This window comes from Marinilactibacillus sp. Marseille-P9653, from assembly GCF_916618885.1.
GTDB lineage: Bacteria > Bacillota > Bacilli > Lactobacillales > Carnobacteriaceae_A > Marinilactibacillus.
The window spans coordinates 982,976-1,009,083 of record NZ_CAKAKH010000001.1; the positions used below are offsets into that span (position 1 = coordinate 982,976).

The 26,108-nt window shown below is 36.6% G+C and carries 24 protein-coding genes; 15 read left to right on the top strand and 9 right to left on the bottom strand.

Annotated elements, in window-relative coordinates; genetic code table 11:
- The first annotated feature begins 39 nt into the window (after positions 1 to 39).
- From LG377_RS04955 to LG377_RS04970, 4 genes are all read left to right on the top strand, one after another.
- The gene (locus LG377_RS04955; RefSeq protein WP_225743577.1) at positions 40 to 615 is read left to right on the top strand and encodes a CvpA family protein; all 576 of its coding nucleotides are present in this window, start codon (positions 40 to 42) and stop codon (positions 613 to 615) included.
- Positions 616 to 743: 128 nt separating this feature from the next.
- Positions 744 to 3,119: an endonuclease MutS2 gene (locus LG377_RS04960; protein WP_225743578.1), complete on the top strand. Its 2,376-nt coding sequence runs from the start codon at positions 744 to 746 to the stop codon at positions 3,117 to 3,119.
- A 118-nt stretch (positions 3,120 to 3,237) separates the two neighbouring features.
- A complete protein-coding gene (gene trxA / locus LG377_RS04965) occupies positions 3,238 to 3,549 on the top strand; it encodes a thioredoxin (protein ID WP_225743579.1) in 312 nt (103 codons plus the stop codon).
- A 376-nt stretch (positions 3,550 to 3,925) separates the two neighbouring features.
- Positions 3,926 to 4,210, top strand: coding sequence for a hypothetical protein (locus LG377_RS04970; protein ID WP_225743580.1), 285 nt, complete (start codon positions 3,926 to 3,928; stop codon positions 4,208 to 4,210).
- Between the two features lie 159 nt (positions 4,211 to 4,369).
- On the opposite strand, the gene LG377_RS04975 is transcribed toward LG377_RS04970, so the two are convergent.
- On the bottom strand, positions 4,370 to 4,792 hold the full coding sequence (locus tag LG377_RS04975) for a DUF2507 domain-containing protein (RefSeq protein WP_225743581.1): 423 nt from the start codon (positions 4,790 to 4,792) through the stop codon (positions 4,370 to 4,372).
- A 288-nt stretch (positions 4,793 to 5,080) separates the two neighbouring features.
- Here LG377_RS04975 and racE point away from each other — a divergent pair, with 288 nt between their 5' ends.
- The 5 genes from racE (at position 5,081) to LG377_RS05000 (ending at position 8,938) form a co-directional block, all read left to right on the top strand.
- On the top strand, positions 5,081 to 5,920 hold the full coding sequence (gene racE, locus LG377_RS04980; protein WP_225743582.1) for a glutamate racemase: 840 nt from the start codon (positions 5,081 to 5,083) through the stop codon (positions 5,918 to 5,920).
- A complete protein-coding gene (locus LG377_RS04985; RefSeq protein ID WP_370632537.1) occupies positions 5,907 to 6,521 on the top strand; it encodes an XTP/dITP diphosphatase in 615 nt (204 codons plus the stop codon). Before racE ends, LG377_RS04985 begins: the two co-directional genes overlap by 14 nt.
- Before the next feature lie 17 nt (positions 6,522 to 6,538).
- On the top strand, positions 6,539 to 7,051 hold the full coding sequence (locus LG377_RS04990; RefSeq protein ID WP_225743583.1) for a YfcE family phosphodiesterase: 513 nt from the start codon (positions 6,539 to 6,541) through the stop codon (positions 7,049 to 7,051).
- Positions 7,052 to 7,299: 248 nt separating this feature from the next.
- Complete coding sequence (gene cbpB / locus LG377_RS04995) at positions 7,300 to 7,713, top strand: cyclic-di-AMP-binding protein CbpB (protein ID WP_225743584.1); 414 nt, start codon at positions 7,300 to 7,302, stop codon at positions 7,711 to 7,713.
- A gap of 41 nt (positions 7,714 to 7,754) precedes the next feature.
- A protein-coding gene (locus LG377_RS05000; RefSeq protein WP_225742756.1) for an IS3 family transposase occupies positions 7,755 to 8,938 on the top strand; the annotation gives its coding sequence in 2 pieces (ribosomal slippage) (positions 7,755 to 8,040 and positions 8,040 to 8,938; 1,185 coding nt in all).
- A 225-nt stretch (positions 8,939 to 9,163) separates the two neighbouring features.
- Here the strand turns inward: LG377_RS05000 and LG377_RS05005 are convergent.
- The 3 genes from LG377_RS05005 to LG377_RS05015 form a co-directional block, all read right to left on the bottom strand.
- Positions 9,164 to 10,060, bottom strand: a complete 897-nt coding sequence (locus LG377_RS05005) for a mechanosensitive ion channel family protein (RefSeq protein ID WP_225743585.1) — start codon at positions 10,058 to 10,060, stop codon at positions 9,164 to 9,166.
- A gap of 100 nt (positions 10,061 to 10,160) precedes the next feature.
- The gene (locus LG377_RS05010) at positions 10,161 to 10,829 is read right to left on the bottom strand and encodes a hypothetical protein (RefSeq protein ID WP_225743586.1); all 669 of its coding nucleotides are present in this window, start codon (positions 10,827 to 10,829) and stop codon (positions 10,161 to 10,163) included.
- A 41-nt stretch (positions 10,830 to 10,870) separates the two neighbouring features.
- Positions 10,871 to 11,554 (bottom strand): hypothetical protein, encoded by a 684-nt coding sequence (locus LG377_RS05015; RefSeq protein ID WP_225743587.1) that lies wholly within the window; start codon positions 11,552 to 11,554, stop codon positions 10,871 to 10,873.
- A 202-nt stretch (positions 11,555 to 11,756) separates the two neighbouring features.
- Here LG377_RS05015 and LG377_RS05020 point away from each other — a divergent pair, with 202 nt between their 5' ends.
- The 3 genes from LG377_RS05020 to LG377_RS05030 all read left to right on the top strand — a co-directional run bounded on the left by LG377_RS05020 (position 11,757) and on the right by LG377_RS05030 (position 13,412).
- Positions 11,757 to 12,155, top strand: a complete 399-nt coding sequence (locus LG377_RS05020; RefSeq protein ID WP_225743588.1) for a DUF948 domain-containing protein — start codon at positions 11,757 to 11,759, stop codon at positions 12,153 to 12,155.
- 87 nt (positions 12,156 to 12,242) lie between these two features.
- The gene (locus tag LG377_RS05025) at positions 12,243 to 12,815 is read left to right on the top strand and encodes a YtxH domain-containing protein (RefSeq protein WP_225743589.1); all 573 of its coding nucleotides are present in this window, start codon (positions 12,243 to 12,245) and stop codon (positions 12,813 to 12,815) included.
- Between the two features lie 99 nt (positions 12,816 to 12,914).
- Positions 12,915 to 13,412 (top strand): DUF421 domain-containing protein, encoded by a 498-nt coding sequence (locus tag LG377_RS05030; protein ID WP_225743590.1) that lies wholly within the window; start codon positions 12,915 to 12,917, stop codon positions 13,410 to 13,412.
- Positions 13,413 to 13,508: 96 nt separating this feature from the next.
- On the opposite strand, the gene LG377_RS05035 is transcribed toward LG377_RS05030, so the two are convergent.
- Entirely contained in the window at positions 13,509 to 14,600 is a 1,092-nt protein-coding gene (locus LG377_RS05035) for a M24 family metallopeptidase (protein WP_370632538.1), read from the bottom strand.
- 248 nt (positions 14,601 to 14,848) lie between these two features.
- On the opposite strand from LG377_RS05035, the gene ccpA reads away from it, so the two are divergent.
- The gene (gene ccpA / locus LG377_RS05040; protein ID WP_225743591.1) at positions 14,849 to 15,856 is read left to right on the top strand and encodes a catabolite control protein A; all 1,008 of its coding nucleotides are present in this window, start codon (positions 14,849 to 14,851) and stop codon (positions 15,854 to 15,856) included.
- Between the two features lie 43 nt (positions 15,857 to 15,899).
- Here the strand turns inward: ccpA and LG377_RS05045 are convergent, their stop codons facing one another.
- Positions 15,900 to 18,677: a transglycosylase domain-containing protein gene (locus tag LG377_RS05045; protein ID WP_225743592.1), complete on the bottom strand. Its 2,778-nt coding sequence runs from the start codon at positions 18,675 to 18,677 to the stop codon at positions 15,900 to 15,902.
- A gap of 228 nt (positions 18,678 to 18,905) precedes the next feature.
- Complete coding sequence (locus tag LG377_RS05050; protein ID WP_225743593.1) at positions 18,906 to 19,871, bottom strand: rhodanese-related sulfurtransferase; 966 nt, start codon at positions 19,869 to 19,871, stop codon at positions 18,906 to 18,908.
- Between the two features lie 292 nt (positions 19,872 to 20,163).
- Between LG377_RS05050 and LG377_RS05055 the strand changes: the two genes are divergently transcribed.
- Positions 20,164 to 21,711 carry an NlpC/P60 family protein gene (locus LG377_RS05055; RefSeq protein WP_225743594.1) on the top strand — a complete coding sequence of 516 codons (1,548 nt, stop codon included), beginning with the start codon at positions 20,164 to 20,166 and terminating at the stop codon, positions 21,709 to 21,711.
- 70 nt (positions 21,712 to 21,781) lie between these two features.
- Here the strand turns inward: LG377_RS05055 and LG377_RS05060 are convergent, their stop codons facing one another.
- Positions 21,782 to 23,590 carry a M3 family oligoendopeptidase gene (locus LG377_RS05060; protein WP_225743595.1) on the bottom strand — a complete coding sequence of 603 codons (1,809 nt, stop codon included), beginning with the start codon at positions 23,588 to 23,590 and terminating at the stop codon, positions 21,782 to 21,784.
- A gap of 23 nt (positions 23,591 to 23,613) precedes the next feature.
- The gene (locus tag LG377_RS05065; RefSeq protein ID WP_225743596.1) at positions 23,614 to 25,422 is read right to left on the bottom strand and encodes a M3 family oligoendopeptidase; all 1,809 of its coding nucleotides are present in this window, start codon (positions 25,420 to 25,422) and stop codon (positions 23,614 to 23,616) included.
- Between the two features lie 116 nt (positions 25,423 to 25,538).
- Here LG377_RS05065 and LG377_RS05070 point away from each other — a divergent pair, with 116 nt between their 5' ends.
- Positions 25,539 to 26,072 (top strand): VanZ family protein, encoded by a 534-nt coding sequence (locus tag LG377_RS05070; protein WP_225743597.1) that lies wholly within the window; start codon positions 25,539 to 25,541, stop codon positions 26,070 to 26,072.
- The last annotated feature ends 36 nt before the right edge of the window (positions 26,073 to 26,108 follow it).

The window sequence follows — 26,108 nt, forward strand, 5'->3', positions numbered from 1 at the left end:
TAATTTGATCGTTTAGCCATTAAGGAGAGCAAAAGTACCATGGTATTCACTTTAATTATATTGTTTTTATTACTCATATCGCTCTATAGCGGAGCAAGAAGAGGACTGATTTTACAATTAGTCTTAACAATTGGATACTCAATATCCTTTTATTTCGCATTACAGTATTACCAAGAAGTAAGCGAATTTGTAAGAATGCTCGTGCCATATCCGAGTCCAGTTTCAGCTACAGATAATCCTTTCGTTTTATATGGAAGAGAGATTACTTTTAATTTAGATCAAGGGTTTTATAATGGTGTTGGCTTTATAGGAATCTTGATAATTGGTTGGATCGCAACACGCTTTGTCGGGGGGCTACTGAATTTCATTTCAGAGATTCCAATATTAAAACAGCTGAATGCCATAGGAGGCGCGATCATCGGATTAATCGTCCAATATGTTGGGATTTTTCTAGTTTTATTCCTATTGTCTACTGTACCAATAGGCTGGATTCAAAATCAGTTTGAGTCTAGTACAATCGCAAAAAAAATCGTGTCTGATACTCCAGAACTATCTTCTAATCTATACGAATGGTGGATCCAAGAAGGCTTGAGAGAAGACGGCATTATTGAATAAGTTTAAAATGTACAAGCATCAGACGACAATATAATGGTGTTGATCTGGTATACGTAGGCTTAAAGCACGTATCCAGCAACACTTTTTTTGTCGGTACTTGTTAATACGAATTAGAGAGGCTTGATAGAATGAAGATGAAAATCGAAAAATCATTCAAAACACTGGATTTTCCTAAAGTAATGAATCAACTATCGACTCATGCAGTTTCAAGTTTAGGAAAAGAAAAAATCCTAGCACTTTCTCCTTCATCAGATTATGAAGAAGTGAAAACAAGACAAGAAGAGACTGACGATGGTGTCAGAATACTAAAAATGCGTGGGGGCATTCCATTATCACCCTTCTTAGATATCAGACCGCACTTGAAACGTGCGAATATCGGTGCTGCATTGAATGGCCAAGAGATAGCTCAAATCGGTAAAGTAATCCGGAGTGTAAGAGAAATCAGCCAATTCTTTACCCAATTAAAAGAAGACGAAATAGAATTAAACCAGCTTTATAAAATCAGTAATCAGTTTGTCTTATTAAGACCGCTTGAAAGAACCATTTACTCAGTTGTAGATGAAGGTGGATACGTTTTAGATGACGCAAGTACGAAGTTAAGAGGTATCCGAACGGCTATCAAACAAACTGAAAATAGAGTACGTCAGAAGCTTGAGAGTATCGTTAGAGGGAGTCAGGCAAGGTTTCTGACAGATGCGATCATTACTATGCGAAATGACCGTTACGTGATTCCAGTGAAGCACGAGAACAGATCGACCTTTGGTGGTGTTGTACATGACCAAAGTTCAACTGGCCAAACGCTCTTCATCGAACCACAAAGTGTTGTGGATTTGAATAATCGTCTAAAACAATACCAAAGTGAAGAGCGTAGTGAAGTGGAAAGAATTCTTGCTGAATTAACCAATGAGATTATGCCGCACACAGCTGAAATCGAACAAAATATGACGGTTTTGATTTTTCTGGATTTTGTGAATGCTAAAGCGAAGTATGCAAGAGAAATCAAAGGAATTAGACCACTGATTAGTAAAGAAAATCATGTCTCCTTTATTCAGGCAAGACATCCTTTACTAGAAGAAAATGACGTCGTAGCAAATGATTTGATTCTAGGTGAACAGTATCAAACGATGATCATTACTGGACCAAATACAGGGGGAAAAACAGTTGCCCTCAAAACACTTGGCTTACTTCAATTGATGGGACAATCTGGATTGCAGATTCCTGTAGAAGAAGAAAGTGTCATGGGTGTTTTTTCAAGTGTATTTGCAGATATTGGTGATGAACAGTCGATTGAACAAAGTTTATCGACATTTTCATCTCATATGACGAACATCGTCAATATACTAAGTAAAATTGATGAAAACAGTTTGATCTTACTAGACGAACTAGGAGCTGGTACAGATCCTCAAGAAGGTGCTGCTCTAGCAATCGCAATGCTGGATGCAATAGCTGCTAAAGGTAGCTATGTGCTGATCACTTCACATTATCCTGAGTTAAAGGCTTATGGGTATAATCGCCCTCAGACGATCAATGCGAGTATGGAGTTTGATGTTCAAACTTTGAGTCCTACGTATCGATTATTAATAGGAATACCAGGACGAAGTAACGCATTTGAAATTGCTAAGCGATTAGGGCTTGAAGAGGCTATCATCGAGTCAGCTAGACAATTGATGAGTGGTGAAAGTCAGAGTGTTGATGAAATGATTCAAGATCTGGAAACAAAAAGAAAACAAGCAGATCAAGCAACAGTATCTACTAAAGAAGAACTGAAAAATGCTCAGAAGATTCATGAGGAATTGAAGACGGCATTCAAAGATTATGAGATTGAAAAAGAAAGTCTTAAGAAGAAAGCAGAATCAGAAGCTAATAGAATTATTGAGCGTGCCCAAAAAGACGCTAATGATATCATAGAAAATCTGAGACAGAGACAGCTCGAAGGACAAGCAGGCGCAAATATCAAAGAGCACGAATTCATAGATGCTCAGACGAAACTAGCCAACTTAAAGACAGAAGAAGCGGCCTTAAAGAAGAATAAAGTGCTTCAGAAGCAAAAACGCAAAAAAGAATTGAAACCTGGAGATTCTGTTCAAGTAGAATCTTTAGGTCAAAAGGGTATTTTGATTGAAAAATCTGGTAACAAGCAATGGGTCGTGCAAATGGGAATGTTGAAGATGAAGTTGAACGAAAGCGATCTTACGCAGACTCAAGCTGAAAAAGAACCAAAACAAGCTCGTGCTTCATTGAAATCATATTCTATGGGCTCTGTATCTACAGAAATAGACTTAAGAGGAGAAAGAGTGGAATCAGCTCTAAACCGATTAGATCAATATCTTGATCAAGCTATTTTGTCTAATTACCCTAAAGTTACCATTATTCACGGAATGGGGACTGGAGCAGTCAGAAAGGCCGTTCAAGATTATTTGAAAAAACATTCTCAAGTAAAAACTTACGGAGATGCTCCAGCGAACCAAGGTGGTAGCGGTGCTACAAACGTGACTTTTAAATAAATTTATGACAAATCAGCAAATATAGCTCAAAGATTAGATTTTTTGTCTAATCTTTGGTATACTGTTTTTGTTGCAATAAAAACTTACTTTTTATTAGTAAGAATAGGAGGATATCATTATGGTTAAAGAATTAACAGATAATACTTTTGAAGAACAAACAGACGCAGGATTAACATTAGTTGATTTCTGGGCTACTTGGTGCGGACCTTGTCGTATGCAATCACCAGTTATCGATCAATTAGATGAAGAGTCAGCAGGAGACGTTTCATATTATAAAATGGACGTTGACGCAAACCCTGAAACTCCAGGTAAATTTGGAATTATGAGTATCCCAACGCTATTAGTTAAAAAAGACGGAGAAGTTGTGGAGAAATTAATTGGTTATCACAGTAAAGAACAAATTGAGTCTACACTTGCTAAACACAAGTAACTTAAGATAAATACTGAGAAACAGTCCTTATTTAATCTGCTGATATAAAGGGTTGCTAGTTGTACTAGTACTCTTTACAGCAATACTAAATAACGGGCTGTTTTTTTAGTGCTAATGTATCACTATCTTCTGGGTTTAAAATGTGTCAACTTTTCAACAGCCAAATAACAATTGTCATCAAATTTGCCTAATGAGTATCAATTTTAAAGAATTTGAGTTAAGCTTAATTTAACGATATATATCAAGGTAAATTGTTTTAGAGTTGCTCGGATTATAACTATGTTAATATAATCCGATTTAAAATAAGCAAATTATCCTTTAAAAGCAAGAAATACCTTATATATATCTACTTAAGGAAGAAGCGGAGTGAGTAATAATGACCCAAAATAGAACCCTTAAGACCGAACTGGAAGATACTATAGATTATGGATATGTCGTTGAATGTAAAGACAAAACCGTACATCTTACAGTAGAAGCAAGAGATGTTTTCCGTAACGCCGATGATGAAATTGATTGTCCCTTAGATGTCGTGTTGAGAAAGAATGACTACTCCTTACAAGATTTGATGTCTTGGAATGCTCAGGTCGTACGATTCATAAAATTTGATGAAGATGGTACTGAAATCACTTTGAACAGCGTAAGTTTAAATGTAAATTTATAATGCTTGATTAAAAATTGAATAGTAAAGTAATCAAGAGTTTTTGAAAATTCAGCTAATCATTTAGCTTGATTTTTGAACGCTTTTTTTGTATAAAAATAAGACAATCCGAAACTGAGTGTTATTATGCCTCAGCAAGAATTGACTTATCTTTTTTTATGATTACAAAATAGGTTCTTTGGGATCCGTTTGGATATATAAGTAGACCTGTTTCTTTTTAGGTTTAACTTCAAAGATTGCTTCAGTGAAAAGCTGGTGAATATCTTGAAGTTGCTGTGCTAAAAATCCTGCTTCAAGCGAGAATGAAACAGACTCATTTTTGTTCAGTCTAGCTTCTATAATTTCTCCCGATAATACATATTCACGCGTTTGTTTTTTTTCATTCACAAAGGTTAGTTCTCCAAAGCCATTTTGCTCAAATTTCGAAAATAGAGACGCTTCATCTTCGGATGGACTTTTGCGGGCTAGCTCTTTTCCGGCCCAATACAAAATATCCTTTATGTCATTACCTAATAGATTTGGAAGCAATTGATCTCTTAATAGAGTAATTGCCTGAAACTGCTGTTCATCGTTTTGTTCTGCCAAAATAAACTCACCTCAAACATTTACTATTCTTATCTAAACTATTATAACGCAGATGCGTTATCTTTTCTAACAAAATTAAAAGTTAACCAACTGAATGCGTAAAGGTGATCTCATCAAGATTCTATTATGATTATAAGTTCTATACGACGTTCTACTTGCGATTTTTGTGTAAAAGAGAGAAAATATAGTGTATTATAAAGTTGACCTGAGCGATAAGAGTAGGTCAAGAACATAACGATACTAGATAAACTGACTTATCAAAGTATGGTTTAAAAAGGTTGTCAGAAGATGATAAAACAAGCGATAGGATTACTTGATTCAGGTGTTGGTGGACTCACTGTCATGAAAGAAGCGATGAAACAACTACCCAATGAATCATTTTATTATATAGGGGATACTGCAAGATGTCCTTACGGCCCAAGACCAAAAGAACAGGTCAAAGAATTTACTTGGGACCTTACAAAGTTCTTACTAGAAAAAAATATCAAAATGCTTATTATAGCTTGTAATACAGCTACCGCAGCTGCACTAACAGACTTGAAAAAAGAACTGGATATCCCCGTAATTGGTGTGATTTTACCGGGTAGTCGTGCTGCAATCAAAACAACAAAACTTAACCGGATTGGTGTCATTGGTACTGAAGGAACGATACAATCTGGTGAATACAAAAAGGCCATCACAAAAAAACAAGCGAATACAGAAGTATTCAGTGAAGCTTGTCCAAAATTCGTACCGTTGATAGAAAGTAACCAGTTCAGTAGTTCAATTGCCAAAAAGGTCGTTACAGAAAGTCTCCAAGATTTAAGAAGGAAAAAAGTGGATACACTTGTATTAGGCTGTACGCATTACCCTTTACTGAGACCGCTAATTCAAAACGTAATTGGGGACTCGGTTACGTTGATTGATTCAGGTGCAGAAACGGTTAATGAAGTCAGCGTGCTACTAGATTATTATGATATGGCTGAAGAAAAATCAGACTATCCTAATGAACGTAAATTTTACACTACTGGTTCTGTCAATATGTTCAAAGACATTGCATCAGAATGGTTAGAACTAAAGGATTGTACAGTAGAACATATCTCTATTAAAAGATTGAAAGGAACTAAATCAAAACATGACTCAAGATAAACAGAACTATATTGTAATCGCAACAGAAAACAAAGGTAAAGCAGCAGAATTCAAATCTATATTTGAAAAAAGAGGGCTCGAAATTCGGACGCTACATGATTATCCAGAACTGGAAAGTGTTGAAGAAACTGGAGAGACTTTTGCGGAGAATGCTTTATTAAAAGCAGAAAGTATCTCCAAAGCACTTGGAATGATGGTCCTTGCCGATGACTCAGGCCTTAAAGTAGATTTACTACATGGACAGCCGGGAATCTATTCTGCTAGATTTGCGGGAGAAGATAAAAACGATGCTCGAAATAATGCAAAACTATTAGGTGAGTTAGCTGAAATGCCTGAAAGTGAAAGAACAGCTCAATTTCACTGTACGCTAGCATTAGCAGCACCAGATAAAGACAGCTTAACAATAGAAGCAGAATTAGAAGGTAGAATACTTGGTATTCCTAGAGGAAACAATGGATTTGGCTATGATTCTTTATTCTATGTACCAGAAAAAGACAAAACGCTCGGTGAGTTGTCTGAAGCCGAAAAAAATGAAATCAGTCACAGAGCACTTGCAGTTAAAAAATTAGAAAAAGTTCTAACAGAATGGATGTCAAATTAACTTAAGGAGTAGACTCAATGAAAATATTAGCAGTAAGTGACAATCACGGAGATCGTTATTTCATGGAAGAAATTTTATCGATTTATTCAGAACAAGTAGATGTCTGGGTTCATTGTGGAGATTCAGAATTTGATGAAAAAAATCCATTGTGGCAAAATTATCATACTGTTAAAGGGAATATGGATAGGACAAATGCCTTTACAGAAACAAGAGTTGAAAGCTTTCACGAACAGAAACTAATGGTCGCACATGGTCACTTACACAATGTTAAGTCATCTTTTGATGCATTGAAACAGGAAGCGCAAAAAGAAGATGTAAAATTAGTATTCTATGGCCACACGCATATACCTAGAGTAGATCGTGAAGACGGTATCTATTTCATTAACCCAGGGAGTTTGACTCAACCAAGAGGGCCTATCAACAAAGGTAGTTATGCAATAGTAGAGATGGAAGGGAAAACTGGAGGAGTCACTTATTACGATACCGATCATAATAAGCTAGACCAGTTATCCGAAAAAATCACTCTATAGTTTTTTAAATATAAGTATTGAATTTAGAGAGGGTAGATCCGTCTACTCTCTTTTTCTGTGTAGAAATCTATTGAATAAAACAAAGCTAAATAAAATTTTTGCAGTAAATCAATACTTTCAGATAGGATAAGTTAAGTTTGTTAAAAAAGAATCTAAGAATCTTCTCTTATTTCTAGATAAAGTTAGTGTATCTATGAAGAAGGTAGTAAAATAAGATACGGATAATAACGGTTACAAGGAGTGAAATTATGATTGGTGAGAAAATCAAATCTTTACTAATTGATCAGGATAATCAGTTAGTTAAGCCAGCAGAACAAGTTGCTGTCGTAGGAACAAAGAATCGACTAAACCACGCTTTACTTATTCTAACCACAGATAAATATGCGGTCGTACCAGTGTTAGATGAAAAGTCTAGAATGAAAGGGCTCGTTTCAATGCCATCCATCATGCATGCCATCATGGAGATAGAAGATGTTCACTTCGAAAAGCTCGGAGAAATCATGGTAGAAGAAATCATGGAAAAAGATTTTCCGTTTGTTTACGAAGATTTTGAATTGGAAAATGTGCTGCATATGTTAGTGAACCATGCTTTTATAACAGTGATCGATGAAGAAAAAACCTTTAAAGTGGATAGGTTACACTCAGTTGGACAGAAAAGATAAGGTGTGTATACTAAACACAACATACACAGGAGGAATCTATCATGTCTACTCGTCGTCCACGTCGAACTTATACAGAAGAATTTAAGAAACAAATTGTTGATTTACACAAAGCAGGAAAATCAAGAAAAGAAATCATAGAAGAATATGATCTTACAGGATCGGCTTTTGACAAATGGGTACGTCAACATAGTCAAACCGGTTCATTCAAAGAAAGAGATAACTTAACACCTGAACAGAAAGAATTGAAAGAATTAAGGAAAGCAAATACCCAGCTTAAGATGGAAAATGATATTTTAAAGCAAGCGGCGCTGATATTCGGGCGAAAGTCGAAGTAATCAAACGCAACAAACATAACTATTCTATATCAGCGATGTGCCGTGCCCTTAAGATCAGTAGAGGATCTTATTATTACGAAGTAATAAAGAAAGAAAGTGACGCGGAACTCGAACAAGCGATTATTGAAGAGTTTGCCAAAAGCAAAAACAATTATGGCACGCGTAAACTGAAGAAAAGATTGAAGAAGCGTGCGTTTATCGTATCTCGTCGGAGAATTGGACACATTATGAAAAAGTTTCATCTGGTGTCCAAGTATGATAGACCATCATACAAACCACAAAAGAGTGGAGTCAATCAAGCGAAGATTGAAAACGCATTGAACCGTGAGTTCAATCCGAAAGAGCCGATGAAAGCTATCGTCACGGACTTGACCTATGTCAAAGTTGCCAATAAGTGGTTCTATGTTTGTTTTATTTTAGACTTGTTTAACCGCGAGATCATCGGGTATTCTGCTGGTCCCACTAAGACAGCTGACTTAGTCCTGCAGGCTCTCGCTACAGTTAAGGGTGATTTACATACGGTCAACGTGTTCCATACTGACCGGGGAAAAGAATTCGACAACCATACTATTGATGAGTTACTGGATACCTTTGATATTGTGCGCTCGTTAAGTAGAAAAGGGAATCCTTACGACAATGCCGTAGCGGAGTCCACGTATAAATCATTTAAGTTTGAATTTGTCTACGACAACACATTCCATACACTCTATGAACTGCAGGTCCAACTTATGGACTACGTCCATTGGTGGAATCATTTTCGCCCACATGGATCATTGGACTACGAATCTCCTATCGATTATCGAAAAGATTGGGAACAGGAACAGTCTGAAATGGAAGTCTGCAAATCCGTTGTTCCCCAGCTGGTCGAAACTAGCCTCTCATTCAGTTAGAGAGGCAAAAGGAAAGTGAACTCAATCATCATTTACACCTTATAATTTTTGTTCAAAAAAGTGTTGACATACCAAAGGAATTATTACTAGAAGCGAAATCTTAAAAGGTACAAATCGTATTGCCCATGAATTTGAGCGTATGTATGACGTAACAGAAAAAAGCAAAACGGGAACACAGAAATAAAAAAACGGACGAATCGGTTTTCGATTCGTCCGTTTTCTATTTTATTGAGAAGCTAAATCCATATTGATTTTTGGAAGATCGATGCCTTCTTTTGATAGAGCGTCCACATATTTTTCATAAAATGTATTTCGAATCGCAAACTCTGTCCCCGCTTTTGTATACATAATGATTTGGACAGCAGTTTGACCAGAGCCTACAGGTACGAAAGAAATATTTGTCGGTTTAACAGTAATTTCTTCATATTGAGGGATGAATTTGGCATTCACATCTTCGATGATGGTTCTAACGTGATCAAGATTGGTATTCGGAAACAGCCTGATCTCAAGCATAACTCTCATGTCAGCTCTGGAACGGTTACTAATTACTGTGATGGCACGATTAGGAATAAAGTGGATTGTTCCATCGAAATCTTTCAGTTTAGTCGTCTTAAGATTCACATCTTCTACTACACCCATGATGTCGTTGATTTTAACCACGTCTCCAACATCCAGCTGTTTCTCTAGGAGTATCATAAACCCATTGACGATATCAGATACAAATCCTTGAGCACCAAGTGATAGTGCCAAACCAATAACTCCGGCACCGGCTACTAAAGTTCCAACAGGAATACCCATCAATTCTAGTATCGCGTAAACTAAAAAGAAGTAAAGTATTGAATTGTATAAATTTTTACTTAATTTGTAGAGAGTATTGTATCGATTGGGTACATTGTGCTTTTCTTTAATGTACTTTTTAAAGACAGTTTCAATCACAACACTACCGATTTTTTTTAAGATGAAGAATAATATAACACTTAACAGAACCTTCAGTAAAAGAAGAACCCCGTTAACCATTATAGTATCCCATTCAATATCGTTCCAAATCTTGCTAAATCCTTTGAGTTGCTCATCTATTCCTTTTTCAATTCCTTGTACCGGATCAGTTGTTGCTAAAAACATTTAAAAACTCCTTTTACATACTCTTTCCTTCGTTTATAAACAATAAAATGATTGTACCAAATATAAAGGTACATTTCTAGAAATATACTATAAGAATCGATTAAATCGGTAAAAGGTAAAGGAGTAAGAAAGTGTCGTTATTTTTAGGCGTATCTCCATTGAAAAAATCTTCGTAAGTAGAATAAGTAGAACCATCTGAAGTATAACTTAAAAGCATTAAAGGCTTGTCTTTAGTTAATACCTTACTTCCATCACTAGGAGTGACATAAGCATAGGCACCTTCATTAGTTTGAGGAAAGAAATCCATTGCAGTTCTTGTACTAGATTGGCTGAATGAAAGATTCATTTTGGCAAAAATATCTTCAAATTCAGACGGATCTTCTTCTCTCGCTGGAGTCACCCCCCAAAAAAGTAGACCGCCGAAATTAAATTGTCCTTCTGTACTTATGGAGGTTAGTAATTGACTATCAGTTTTAGAACCTGCTTCATAATAATCTAAGTATAGTTCAACACCTTTTCCTTCATAATTCAATTCATATTCGCCGTAAAAATCGAATGGCAAGGTATGAGGTTCACCAGTACTAGAGAGTGTACGGAGGTGATTATCTTGAAGACCTCCAATTTTATCTCCCTTAAACGGACCAATATTGTACTGAAACATATAAAAACCAAGTGAAACGACTATAACTAATAGAAACAAGCTCCATAATATTGTTGTTTTAGTTAGCTTATTTTTTTTGTTTTGCTTTATAGTTGGTTTGCTTTTCATAAGATATCTCCTTAAGTCAGTTTGGTGATATAAGTATTAAGTTATTTAAACTCAAGATACAAAACAATATAATCTTCTCTATCCGCCATAGCATCTGGAGAGATACTGTACTCATAATCGGAGTAAGAAGTGAGATCCGAAGACCACCCTAAAAGTGGAATAGGCTGGTTTTTTTTTATTTCTATCGGTTCTGAACCTATGAAATCACTTGTAGCAAGGCCTTCTGTAAATTCTGGAAGGATAGAAAGCGAGTCATTAAAGGACAATGAAGATCCAGATAATTCAAGATGAGCGTATAAATGACCAAATGATGGATTCTCATCAAAATCTGTAGTTTTGAGATCGGTGAGTCCCCATATCAATTGACCCATTGAGTTATCGCCTTCAAAACGAGAGATAGACCCAAAACCAATCGTTTCTGGACGTTCATCATAGTGATAGTGTTCTGCATAAAATTTAACTTCTGATCCTGAATAATTCATTTCGTAGGCGGCTAATTGGCTAAACAATAAGGTTTCAACACTAGAATGATTACCGAGACCCGCTCGTATATGTTCGTCAGGTAATCCTCTGATTTTATCGTTATTATAAGGCCAATAGTTCATGTGATTTATGTAAAGTGTAGCTGCAATAACCATAAGTACTGTCAAAGTACCGGTGATACTATAAAATGCTTTCTTATTAAACCGCTTTCCTTTTTCGGGAGTTGAATCGTTCTTTTGCATGTATTACACTCCTTTTAGGTTTGTTTAATATAGACAATTATATACTAATCACGCTCTTTTATATCGACTCTTTTAAACAGAAACGTTTATTTAATACTAGGCATTTTGTGCCTGTATGGAAATTAACAATCTTACTATTTGCTTTTTAGATTTGTAGAGTGGTATTCTTATTTTGTAATCAAAAAAGGAAAGAGGGATAGTTATGACAGGTGGAGAAATCGCTGCTTTAATTGCCGCTGTAGCATTTGCTGTTTTGGTATTAGGACTTTGTTACGTATTATTCAAAGTAGCAAGCGTTGTATCAGAATTAAATACGACAATTGAAGAAGCCAATAAAAGTATTGGAACGATTACTAAGGATGCAGATCATTTACTGATTGAAGTTGAGGGATTGTTAAATAAAACAAACACAACTCTTAACGATGTGAATGGTAAGCTTAGTCTTACAGATCCAGTATTCAAGGCAGTAGGAGATTTAGGAATTTCAGTTTCTAGCCTAAACGATTCTACAAGAAACTTAACAACTCATCTAGCTGGCGCATCTAAGCGTGGAGCAAAAATGGGTGTAGCGAAAAAAGTCAGTAATACTATAGCAAAATAAATGTGATCTAATAATCTAGATGATGGTTAGGGATCTCGAAACACAAATTTTGTTATAGAATAGAATTTAGAAGGAGAGCGAATAATCATGGGAAAACAAGATAGATCAGAAGGGTTTTTACTAGGAACAATCGTTGGAGCAGCAATTGCAGGAGTAAGTGCATTACTATTTGCACCAAAATCTGGTAAAGAGCTTCGCGAAGACTTATCTCAACAAACTGACCGTGCTAAAAGCCAAGTAAAAGATTATGCAGATATTGCAAAAGAAAAAGGCATGGACTTAAAAGATACTGCTCAAAAAACAGGTACTGAGTATCTTGAGAACGCTAAAAAAACATACGAACAAGTAGCTGATTCATATGGGAAAGATCAAAACAAAAGTACTTTAAAGGATATAAAAAATGAAGCTGCTTCTATGGCAGAAAAAGCTAAAGACACCGTCAAAGGTGGTAAAGAAAATTCTGGAGATTCTAAAGAATCTGATCAGTACAATTCAGATGTTGAAGGTGCAGAGTCACGTACAATGTCATTTGACTACGATGAAAAGAAAATGTCTGACAGCGAAAGCAAAGGACAAAGATCTGCAAATACAAGTACTGAACAAACAAAAGAAAATGGTAATGACGATAAAGAAACAACAAATACTAACGTAGGGATTTAATCAATAAAACTTAGTATCAAAAGAGATGCACGCAATACTATGTGCGTCTCTTTTTTCTGTATATGAAATGTTAAGATAAAATAGGAAGGAGTGAGAAGTATGACACTAGAAGAATTTACTAGATTACTACTAGTTGGAGTTTGTTTCTATGTTTTAATGATATTTGTATTGCGTATATCGGGTAAGCGAACACTGTCGAAGATGAATGCTTTTGACTTTGTAGTTACCGTTGCATTGGGATCTACGGTTTCAAGTCTTCTAATTAACAACCAAACGAATCTTTGGCAAGGAGTCACTACGTTCTTTTTACTAATTGGCCTGCAATTTATTTCAACTTGGCTATCCGTTCGCTCCGAAACAGTCAGTAATTTATTAAAATCAAAACCAGCACTAATATATTATGATAATCAATATGATAACAGACAAATGAAAAAAGAAAGAATTTCTAAAGCGGAAATATTACAAGCCGTGCGTTCACAAGGTGTAGATTCAATGGAGTCCATATCTGCAGTTATACTAGAAACTGATGGAAAGATTTCAGTTCTTAAAAAAAATTCAAAAGATACTGTCAAAGATACACTTTCGAATGTGAAATAATGTGAAAAAAGCATGCTCCTACTTTATCAAGTATGTTACCTGACAAAGTAGGAGCGTGCTTTTTATTGAAGATCTAAGTCTCAATTTCGTTTTTAACTATAACGTAATCAAATTTTTATTAGTACGAGTAAAAGGAATGCAACCGTCAGCTGTTACATAGACGCAGTCTTCAATACGAACACCAATCTGATTTTCAATGTAAATACCAGGTTCTAGGGAAAAGCACATGCCTTCTTCTACGACCATTGTAGAGCCTTTAGATAAACTAGGGTATTCATGAACGGTTTTACCTAAACCGTGTCCTAAACGATGCGTGAAGAAATCACCGTAACCAGCTTCCTCAATAATAGAACGTGCTATTTCATCTAATGCTCCAGTAGTCATCCCAGGTTTAACAGCAGATTGAGCGGCTTTTTGAGCAGATAAAACGACTTCATAGATATCTTTTTGCTCTTGAGAAACGGACTTGAATGCCACCGTACGTGTAACGTCACTTGTATAGCCTTCGGCAACGACACCTAAATCAAACAACACGAATTCATGCTCTTTTAAGGTTCTTTCACCAGGATTTCCATGAGGACTACCTGCGTGATCACCGAATAAGACCATCGTTTGAAAACTCATCTCAGAGATACCACGCTTTTTCATTTCGTATTCAATTTCTGCAACCACTTCCTGCTCGCTAATTCCAACCTTTAAAGCATTCATACCAATTTCTAGTGCTTTGTCTGCCATTTCACCAGCATATTTCATTTTATTGATTTCATCGGTAGATTTGATCAACTGTATATCTTGAATCGCAGAAGAAATATCCATCGTTTCTTGAGCGTTTGTACTATGCATTAAGTGATTGTAACGTTCTACCGTTAAATTGTTTTCAATGATCCCCATTCTTTTAATTGGCTGATCATACGAAGATAAATGAGATTCAATAATTGTCCAAGGATTTTCTTCGTCTTTATAGCTAACAATAGTTTCGATAGAAGAGTGAGTTTCAGCATCTTTAGCTTCTAGACTAGGAGTGAAAAGAAAGATATTATTGTTCATTAAAAATAATGCAAGCACGCGTTCATGAGGATTACTTTCAAATCCAGTAAAATATCCTACAAGATTAGGTTCATCTATATAGATCAAGTCGAGCTCGTGTTCGGTCATTTTAGTTTTTAATTTTTGCAATGATTGATTCATAATATACATCGTCTCCTACATATTAGTTGATATTTCCATTGTAACATGATTATAATGAGAGGGCATAATAAATAAAGTAAGCCTTTTCTGAAAAAAATAGAGAAAATTTCATGAAAATAGATAATTGTTCTTGAAATCTCTTTCATGCTTTGCTAAAGTAATAATTAGATAGAATGGCAAACTTTGCGCTTGATGTGTAAATGACTTAAAAAATCTTATAAAAACTAAGAAACTAAAAGGAGAAAACGATGGATAAACAAACAATTACAATTTATGACGTAGCGAGAGAAGCTGGAGTATCTATGGCAACAGTGTCTCGAGTAGTTAATGGTAATCCTAATGTAAAACCAACAACTAGAAAAAAAGTATTGGACGTTATTGATCGCCTAGACTATAGACCCAATGCAGTAGCTAGGGGACTAGCTAGTAAGAAAACAACAACAGTAGGCGTTATTATTCCGGACGTTACAAATCTTTATTTTTCTTCCCTTGCTAGAGGGATTGATGATATTGCGACAATGTATAAATACAATATTATCTTAGCGAATTCAGATGAGAACGAACAAAAAGAAGTTCAAGTACTGAATACACTTCTTGCTAAACAAGTTGATGGTGTTATCTTTATGGGAAATAAGATCACTGAAGAGTTACGTGCAGAATTTTCTCGTTCTCGTACACCAGTTGTTTTAGCGGGAACAGTTGATCCAGATGGCCAAGTCGGTAGTGTAAATATTGATTATAAATCAGCGACTAAAGAGAGCGTTTCAACTTTGATCAAAAAAGGCCATAAAAAAGTAGCTTTCATATCTGAAAGTCACGATGAACCGATAAATGGTCAATATCGACTTGAAGGATATAAAGAAGCCTTGAAAGAAGCAGGCATTGAATATGACGAAGAGTTGGTTGTCCAATCAGAATACACCTATAAAGTTGGAGATGCAGTTTACGAGCAAATCTCAAAAGCAGGCGTTACAGCTGCTGTAGTAGCTGATGATGAGTTGGCAGTAGGGATATTGAACGCAGCTCTAGATAGAAATGTCAGTGTTCCAGAAGATTTTGAATTGATTACTTCAAACAATTCTAAATTAACAGACATGACACGTCCTAAATTAAGTACGATTGTTCAACCTTTATATGATATTGGAGCAGTATCTATGCGCCTATTAACTAAACTGATGAACAAAGAAGAAGTGGACGAAAAGACGATTACACTTCCTTTCCACATCGCAGATAAAGGAACAACTAAAGAAGTTTAGAACACATAAAAAGACTTGAGGAATTTTCCTCAAGCCTTTTTTCTTACTCTGTTTCGGGTTCATCAGATGAATTATTATCATCAGTTGAGTCTTCGTCTGAGGGAGGATCTTCTGGAGTTTCTCCCTCGCCCTCATCTGAATCTTCAGGTGGGGCTGTTCCACCATTTTCTTCATCGGAATTATCTGGTTCTTCTTCCGGCTCTTCAGGAACCGTTGTTTCTTCGGTATCTTCATTAGGCTCTTCGCCCTCTGTGTTTTCTTCAGGTTCTGGATCAGGTTCTACCTCTTGTTCCGGTTCAGTTGTTTCTGGAGCTTCTTGGCTTTCTGGTTCTTGAGGTTCTGGTACAGCTTCTTCTGGAGGTGCTGATTCATTTGTTTCATTCGTATTCGGAGCAGGGGAAGGGTCCTCATCTTCATCCGAGTTATTTATGTCATCTTCCGTATTATTGGATCCTGCAGATCCCCAGAACTCACTTAATTCTTCATCAGTAGCACCGATTGCAAAATCATAAGTGGTGGTTTGAGGCAAGTGAGCAGTATTGAAATACTCATTGAATGTTTCACCAGATATAGAGCGTGTACCGCCACCAGGAAGTTCGACCGTACCGGGTAACATACCCGTTTGGCTAAGAACGGATTGTTGAACAATGTTTTCTGGTTGAGCATACTGTTCGCCAGCGCCTAATAGCTCTGGTTTTGTCTCGTAAACGCGATTAACGACTTTAGCCCAGAAGTTTCTATTTCTTAAACTTGCGGATTGTCCAAACTCGTCAATTAAACCAACGACTTTATTATCATAACCAATCCATGTTCCAAATGTGATTCTAGGTGTACTACCGATATACCAGATATCATCGACTTTGTCAGACGTACCGGATGTACCTGTTTTAGAAATCCAATCGGAATCAAAATTCAATTGACTAATTGTTCCTCTAGCTGTTCCATCAGTATGAACGTCTCTCAAAATATCTAATAGAAGATAATTGGTCTGAGGACTCCATACTTGTGTTTCTTCAGTTTGGTGCTGGAAGATAGCTTCGCCAGAGCTGTCTTCGATTTTTTCAATTACATAAGGATCGACATGCGCTCCGTTATTCGCAATACTTGAAAAAGCACTGATCAAATCTACCGGTGCCGGTCCACTACTTACCCCTCCAATAGCAGTAGAGAGGTTCTGACTATATGCATCTGCGGGAATCTCATCGATCCCCATTCTATTCATGTATTCAACTGGGTTAACCTGTTCTTTTAATTCATTGTAAATCTTAAGTGTAGGAATATTTTGAGAAATCGTTAAAGCTTCTCTAGCAGTCATCCAGCGATTGGTTATAGGACCGGCATTAGTCGGTTCGTAATCCTCACTTCCTTGAATAGGAAAGGTAACAGGAGTATCTGGAATAATTGTAGCTGGTGTTATTAAACCAATGTCTAAAGCAGGTCCAAAAGTAGCGAGCGGTTTAATAATGGAACCAGGACTTCTATCAGCTTCAAACGCTCGATTAAACACTGATGAATCATAATCACGCCCACCTATAAAGGAAAGAACTTTTCCGGTAGCATTATCAATTAACGATCCACTGACTTGTATCGGCATAGTAGCAGTTTGTGTAACATCATCAGAATCTACATAGGTATAGGTTCTTTCAGATCCCAATGTATCAACTTGCTCAGCTACAACTTGTTCCACTGCTTGGTGAACGTCACGATCAATCGTTGTATAAACTTTGTAACCACCATTTCTTAAGGCAGATTCAGCACGGTCATTATACTCGTCTCTTAAATCTTCATCAGATGCTAATGTTTCAGCGCTGACTTCATCTTGCTTAATAAACTCTTGAGCAAGAATTTTAGTAGATTCTTTGATAGCTAGGTCATAAACATAAGAGGTATCGTCGCCATCGCTAGCTTCTCTTTCGATAAAGTCCCCAGTAACATCATAATTAAGTGCTTCGTTATACTCATCTTCAGTGATATAGCCTTCGCGTAACATACGGAACAGAACTTCATTTAATCGTCTCAAACCATAAGTTTGATCTTCTTTGAGATCTCCTGTCTGAGTGTAAGGACTGTAGCTGATTGGACTTTGCGGCAGGCCTGCAATAAAAGCAGCTTGCGGAAGGGTCAGATCAGAGGCTGGAATACCAAAAATACCTAGAGCTGCTTCTTGAACCCCGGCAATGTTTTGGCCTTTATTGTTACGACCAAATGGAGATATGTTCAAGTAAGACTGCAGGATATCATCTTTTGATAAAGCATTCTCAAGTCGCATGGCAAGCAAAATCTCATTGGCTTTTCTGGAATGAGAAACTTCGCTCCCTACAAGCTGTTGTTTGATTAGCTGTTGAGTAAGGGTAGAGCCACCCGAACTTGAAGCACTATTTGTTAAATCTTGTACTAGTGCTCTGGCAACGGCTTTTGGAACAATTCCATTGTGCTCATAGAAGTATTCATCTTCAGTTGCAATGATGGCATCTTTTACATAAGGAGACATTTGATCCAAATCGATTGAAGTACGAATTAAATCGCTTCGAACATCACTGATCACCTCACCACCCGCATAGTACATGGTGGATTTTATAACGAAGTCATCAATTTGAGACTCCATTTCACTATATTCAGGAATTTCGCTGTCATCTACAAGTGAAGCGAAATATCCAATAGCTGCACCTGTTCCCAGAGAACCCCCAATCAATAGAGTGACAAAAAATAGTACGACAAGGGTCTTGATAACTCGATAAGAGATATCGAAGTAATAAAAAAATCCTCGCTTTGAAGAAGTCTCTTCTGTTTTTTCTTTATTTTTATGTTCAGATCGCTTCATATCAGACTCCTTTATATATAATAATAAACAATGTATGGCTTGCTACATTATAGCAAATAGGTGGAAAAAGTGAAACTAGTATGATATATCAAGACATAGGAACAAATGATAGAACCTCCAAAAAAAAGAGAATGTACGTTCGATATCGTTTATAAAAACAATCCTTTAACAATAGGCATACTGAAAATAATCAGGCAGTCTGTTGATAAAGGATTGTTTAAATAACTTTTAGACAGTTTCGGGTAGTTTTTCTCCAATTGCAGCAAGTTTATCTGCAACTTCTTCTCGGCTTAAGTTATGTTCTTTTACATAACGGTTCTCAGGGGAAATACGACATTCATGCGTGCATCCTCTAAGGTATTTGTCTTCATTTTCTTCAGAAGAAATAATTTGACGGTTACAGAATGGATTGCCGCAGTTTACGTAACGTTCGCAAGGTGTATTGTCAAACCAGTCTCTAGCAATAACCGTTTTTTCTTTGCGGTTAATGTCTACACTGATTCTTTCATCAAAAACGTACATTTTACCATCCCAAAGCTCACCTTGAGTCTCAGGGTTTGTACCGTAGTTATGAATACCACCGTGAAGTTGTGCTACATCTTTGAAGCCTTCTTTAAGTAACCAGCCACTAAACTTCTCACAGCGAACACCACCAGTACAGTAGGTAACAACTTTTTTATCCATGAATTTTTCTTTATTTTCTTTGATCCATTCAGGTAATTCTCTGAAACTCTTGATATCGGGACGAATAGCACCTCTAAAATGACCAAGATCGAATTCATAATCGTTACGAGCATCTAATACAATTGTGTTTTCGTCTTCTAGTGCAGCACGAAACTCTTGAGGCTCTAAGTATGCTCCGGTAAGTTCGTTAGGGTTCAAATCATCTTCCCCAAGATCAAGGGAAACGATTTCAGGTCGATAGCGGACATGCATCTTTTTGAAAGTGTGCCCATCTGCTTCATCAATCTTGAACATCGTATCTTCAAAGCGACTGTCTGAACGCATAGCTTCCATATACTGTTCGGTTTCTTCAATAGTTCCAGAAACTGTCCCGTTGATACCTTCTTCTGAAACCAAGATACGACCTTTCAAATTTAGGCTTTTACATAATTCGAGATGCTGATCTCTAAATTGTTCTGGATTTTCTATATCTACATATTTGTAATAAAGTAATACACGGTAATTACTCAAATTTGTTCCTCCTTGATGAACATTTATAGCCAGTATGACTATCATTCTTAAACAGTAAAATTATACATGATGGGGAATCAAATTGCAAGAAACAGTCAGTAGAGTATCTAGAAATAGTCAAAAAGAAATTTAAGTGTAATATGATTGAAATCTAATTATCTAAAAAGAATGCTATACTCTCTTTAGTCCTAAAAAAGAGGATTTGATTCATTGAATCTCGAAGCAAATTAAAATTAAAACTTAAACCAAACTCAAACGAATCGAAACAGTACTTTCTTGGAGGGAAACAATAGTGAAAAGCAAATTAGTATTATTCTCAGCAACAACGACTTTATTATTAAGCTCTATGATCTCAGCTCCAATTGTATCAGCAAGTGAATTTGATGGTCAGATCGATGAAGCACAAACTCAAGTAGAAGAAAAGGGTCAACAAGTTGATTCATTGAATCAGACAATTGATGTTTTGAAAGAACAATCTGAAAAGACTCAAGCTGAATTAAAAAAAATTAACAACGACATCTCTACTAACCAGACGTTTATCAAAGAAGCTGTAACACGTCTTGAGCAAGCACAAGTTGAATATGATACTTTACAAGAAGAAATTGCAACGCTTGAAACATTGATTGAAAAGAGAAATGGTCAGTTAGAAGAACAAGCACGTAAAATTCAAGTAGATGGTCAAACAGCAAATTACATAGAATTTGTTTTAGACTCTGAATCTATCTCTGACGTAATTGGACGTATTGATGTTGTATCAAGTCTTGTACAATCCAATAAAAGACTTGTAGAAGCACAAGTTAGAGACAAAGAAGCGGTTGTAACGAAACAAGATAAAACGGAGCAGACAATCGTTCAACAAAATGCTTTAGCTGAAGAACTTGAACAAGTTTCTGCAGATTTAGAGCAACAACAGTTAGAGCAAGAAGTTCTAGTTGCTCAATTAGCATCAGAAAAAGCAACAGCAGAATCTGATCGTACTGAATACTTAGCTCAAAAAGCAGCAGCAGAAGAACAAGTTGTTCAATTAGTTACTGCAAGAGATGAAGCAGCAAAAGCAGCTCAAGAAGCAGAAGAACAACGTCAACGTGAGGAAGAAGAAGCTGCAGCGCTTGCAGCAGCGGCAGCTCAACAAGCCGAAGAAGAAGCTGCAGCAGCTCAAGAAGTATCGACTTCATCTTCAAATGAATCTACTGAAAATACAGAAGTAGCTTCAAATGAATCAGTAGATTCACCAGCTCCTAGTGCACCGGCGCAAAATAATACGCCAGCACCAAGCGTAAGCTCAAATGAACCAGCTGTTTCAACTTCAAGTAGCAACAATAACTCAAACAACAATAGCTCAAGTAATACTTCTAACTCAAATAACGAGTCTAGTAGTAATACAAATAACCAACCGGCAGCAACTCCTGCTCCCGCTAAAAAAGAAGAAGCTAAAAAACAAGAAGCACCTAAGAAAGAAAAAGCTCCTGAACCTAAAGCAAGTGGTACTTCATGGAGTTCACTTAAGTCTATTGCAGATACTAAACTAGGTGCTAAATATGTCTGGGGATCTAAAGGACCAAATACCTTTGATTGTTCAGGTTTTACGAGCTGGGTATTCCGTCAAGCTGGAAAATCTATTCCAGGTAATTCAGGTGCACAATATGCTAGTTCTCAAAAAGTATCAAATCCTCAAGCAGGGGACTTAGTATTCTTTGGTACTGGTGGTAGAGTTACTCACGTAGGTATCTATGCTGGAGGCGGACAATTCGTTGGTGCTCAAACAAGTTCTGGTGTTGCTTATACAAGCGTAAACTCTAGTTACTGGGGACCTAAATTAATCGGTTATGGTAGATATTAATTCAAAATCGTAAATTAAAAGCAGTGATCAGAATTTCTGATCACTGCTTTTTTTGTTTATGAGTATTTAATTACTTTACATAGTTGTTTGTTAGTTCCATAAAGGTATCAATATCTTCTTTTAAAATATTAATTCCTTTGACCCAGAAGTCCGTTGATGTCAAATCAACATTCAAGTGTTTTTCTGCTAAGTCTTCCGTAGACATAGATCCAGTGTCTCTTAATAAAGCAATATACTGATCTTCAAAGTCCGTACCTGTTTCTAAAGCTTTTGCATAGATACCAAGGCTAAACAAGTACCCGAATGTATAAGGGAAATTATAGAAAGATATTCCACTAATATAAAAGTGAAGTTTACTTGCCCAGAAACTAGGGTGATAGGTAGATAAACTATCATCATAAGCTTCTTTTTGAGCTGCTTCCATTAATTCATTCAAACGTTCTGCGGACACAAGCCCATCTTGACGTTCTTTATAGAAGTTAGATTCAAAGATAAACCGTGCATGGATGTTCAAGAACATCGCTAAAGCATTCTGGATTTTGTTATCTAATAAAGCAATTTTGACCTCATCGTTTTCAGCTGACTTGACTGTCGCGTCCGAAATAATCAGTTCTGCAAATGTTGAAGCTGTTTCAGCAACGTTCATAGCATAGCCTTGCTGTATATACGGTAAGTCAAACATTACATGGCTGTGGAAGGCATGTCCTAGTTCATGAGCAAGGGTAGCGACTTCACCAGGTGAATCTGAATACGTCATAAATATCCGTGATTCTTTTGAAACAGGTAAACTCGTGCAGTAGCCGCCTGGTGCTTTTCCGGGACGATCTTCTGCTTCTATCCATCTGTTTTCAAATGCATGCTCAGAGAATTCAGCCATTTTGTTGCTAAACTTTCTAAAGTTATCAATAATAAATTCTGCACCTTCATCATAGGTGTAAGTTAACGGTTTGTTGTTACCAACGGAGACTGGTGCCTCGATATCAACCCAGTCTAATGTTTCCTTACCAAGAAGGGCCGCTTTTCTATTTAAATAATCGGTAAACGGTTTTTTATTATCTGAGATGGCTTTCCACATGGCATCTAATGTTTCATGCTTCATACGGCTCGCTTCTAATGGTCTTTCCAAGAAATCATTGATGCCATGTACACTATAGTCGGTCAATCTAAACCCAGCCAGATGATTTAATGTATCAGCGAACAGTTCTGATTGACTACTCCATGCTTTCTCCCATTTTTCGAATAAGTCTGCTCTAACAGCTGGATCAGGATCGTTATACATACGGTTTTCCGCTTGGCCTGCTGATAAGTAGATTGTTTCACCGTCTTCATCGGTTATGGGTATTTGAATTTTAGCTACAATACTGTCGTAGTGTTGTTCCCAGCCTTCTATACCATCTATAGAAAGTTTAGATAATAGACTTTCTTCTTTTTCACTTAACAATTGTTCGGCTTGTTCACGAGATTCGCTTAAATTAAATGTAAAGGGTTTAAAGTAATCTAGTGCCAAAAGTTTTGACCAGTCTTCGTCGCTGATGACTGTTAGCTCTTTATAGAAAGGCACTGTTGCTGAGGAGAGCTCACTAAACAATACAGATAAACGACCTATTAAGCTTTTAGCTTTTGAATTATTGACATCAGCAGATAAAGTTCCATTTATAAAGGAGGCAGCTTCACTGATTTCAGGTATTACTGCATTTTGGTCTTCCAATATGGATTTCATATTTTCATAGCTTGGCTTATCTTGTTCTGGATTCCAGCGATTGATTTTCTCACTCAAATCAGAGATTTTTTCTGACCATTTAGAAAAGTCATTTTCTAATTCAGTTGAGTCAATACTAGGGTAGATCGATTCTAAGTCCCACTTCATACTATAGTTCATAACATTCATTCCTTTCAGTCTAATTAAATATATTTTTCTGTGATTTTAAGGTATTCATCAATATCTGAATGTACCATATCAATAGCTGATTGCCAGAATTCTGGTTGAGTGAGGTCAACATTCAAATGCTTTTGAGCGAGCTCTTCTGTAGTCATGCTTGCAGTATCTCTAAGCAAGGCAATGTAGCGATCTTCAAAGTCCGTTCCTTCTTCAAGAGAACGAGCATAAATACCTAAACTAAATAAGAAACCAAACGTGTACGGGAAATTGTAAAACGGCACGCCTGTATTATAGAAATGGAGTTTACTTGCCCAGAACGTTGGATGATAGGTTGATAAAGAGTCTTGATAAGCTTCTTTTTGAGCATCAATCATCAACTCAGACAAGCGGTCATCTGTTACGATACCCGTTTTTCGTTCTTCATAGAAGGCTGTTTCAAAAATATATCTTGAGTGGATATTCATGAACATCGTTGCTGCACGAGCATTCTTACTATCGAGCAAGTTGATCTTTTCAGCTTCTGATTTAGCTTCTCGAACAGTAGCATCAGATATGACCAATTCTGCAAAAGTAGAAGCCGTTTCGGCTACATTCATTGCATAGCGACGGTTCATAGAAGGTAGATCTCTCATGACATAACTATGAAAAGCATGTCCTAATTCATGAGCAAGTGTTGAAACATTTCCAGCAGAACCTGAAAAAGTCATAAAGATGCGAGACTCTTCTGATTCAGGAAGATTCGCACAGTATCCACCAGGTCGTTTAGCATCTCTATCTTCAGCTTCAATCCAAGCATCTTCAAAAGCGGTTTTTGCTAATGACTGCATTTTTTCGCTAAATGAAGAGAAATTATCCATAATAAAAGTCGCTGCTTCATCAAAAGAGTAGTGACGAGGTTCGAAATCTCCTACAGAAACTGGAGCAGTTACGTCTACCCAAGATAGTTGATCAATATTCATTAATTGTGCTTTACGTTTTAAATAACGAACAACTTTTGGTTTGTTTTTAGTAATCGTGTCCCACATTGTATCTAGTGTTTCTTTTTTTAAACGATTATATTCAAGAGGACGTTCCATAAAATCTTCTGTTCCATGTAATTTATAGTTTTCAAGTCGAAATCCAGCCAAGTGATTCAGTGTATCGGCAAATAAAGGTGCTTTATCACTCCAGGCTTCTTCCCATTTTTTCAGCATGTTCAATCGAGTTTCTGGATCTTTTGCAGAGCCCATAATGTTGGCTGCTTGTCCGGCAGAATACTTTTGTACTGTGCCTGAAGTATCTTCTAATTCCACTTCTATACTTGCAACAAGGGTGTTGTAAAGGTCTCCCCAGCCTTTAAATCCATCGTTAGCCAAAGTGCTGATAGCTGTTTCAACTTCTTGAGCTAGCAGAGATTTACCTTGGTCTCTTTGTTCATTGAGCGGGAACGCGCTTGCCTTGAATGGTTCTTTCTCTAAAAGAGAAGACCAAGCTGAATCGCTCATACTCACGAATTTCTTGGTCAACATCGTAGAGCTGTTACTCATTTCGCTGTAAAGGGTACTTAGTTCTGTTGTCAGCTTAGAGGCAAGCTTGTCTTTAACATTGGCAGACAGTAACCCTCTAGAGTATGTCATAGACTCAGAAAGACCATTTCCTAGTTTCTCACTGAAATTTAAAATAGAAGCGAGTTCTTTATAATCTGGATGATCACTATCAACATCCCAATTTTTTATCATTTCATGATAAGATTTGAGTTCTTTTTTCATCGACTCGATCTTATCTCTTAAAGCTTGAGACTGACTTCCCCCTTCGAAAACAGATTCCATGTCCCAGTTAATCGGATAACTCATAAAATATAACTCCCTCTCATATAAATTGTATACTCTTTTATTCTACAAGTTTTTTCTTTCCATATCCATACACATAAGCTAGAATATGTATATTCGAATGAAAGTAGGTTGAAAAAATGAAGAAACAACAAGATACTAAAGGGACTATTTTTATTGGAGTGGCTTTTATCATAATGGTGATTCTTTTTATCAGCTCTAGCATGACGTACCAGGAACAGAACGTACAACCTTTACTGTATAGGCTATTGTCAGGAGAACCTTTAAGAAATCTATTGAGTAGCATTCGATTTTCATACGCTGGAAGTGAAGTGAGTGTGCAAGCTTCTGGTTATTTAGGGTTTGTTGAATTTTTTATCAGAAAAGGGGCGCATTTCAGTATTTTTCTTTTACTTGGAGTGAGTTGGTTTATGGGATTGAAAAATAAAACAAGTAGTTATATTTTGACAGCGATGTTAGCTTTACTACTGGCAGCTGGATATGCGAGTTTTGATGAACTTAGACAAGCATTTAATCCGGACCGGACGGCTTTACTTGAAGATGTGTTTATCGATTCAATGGGTGCATTAACAGGTATCGTTCTGACTTGGTTAACGATTTCCAAGTGGTCAAGCAAGAAAACAAAAAGGAAAAAACTAAAGTTCAGTAAATAATAAATAATCTAAAAATAGTTAATGTAAGCGTTCAGA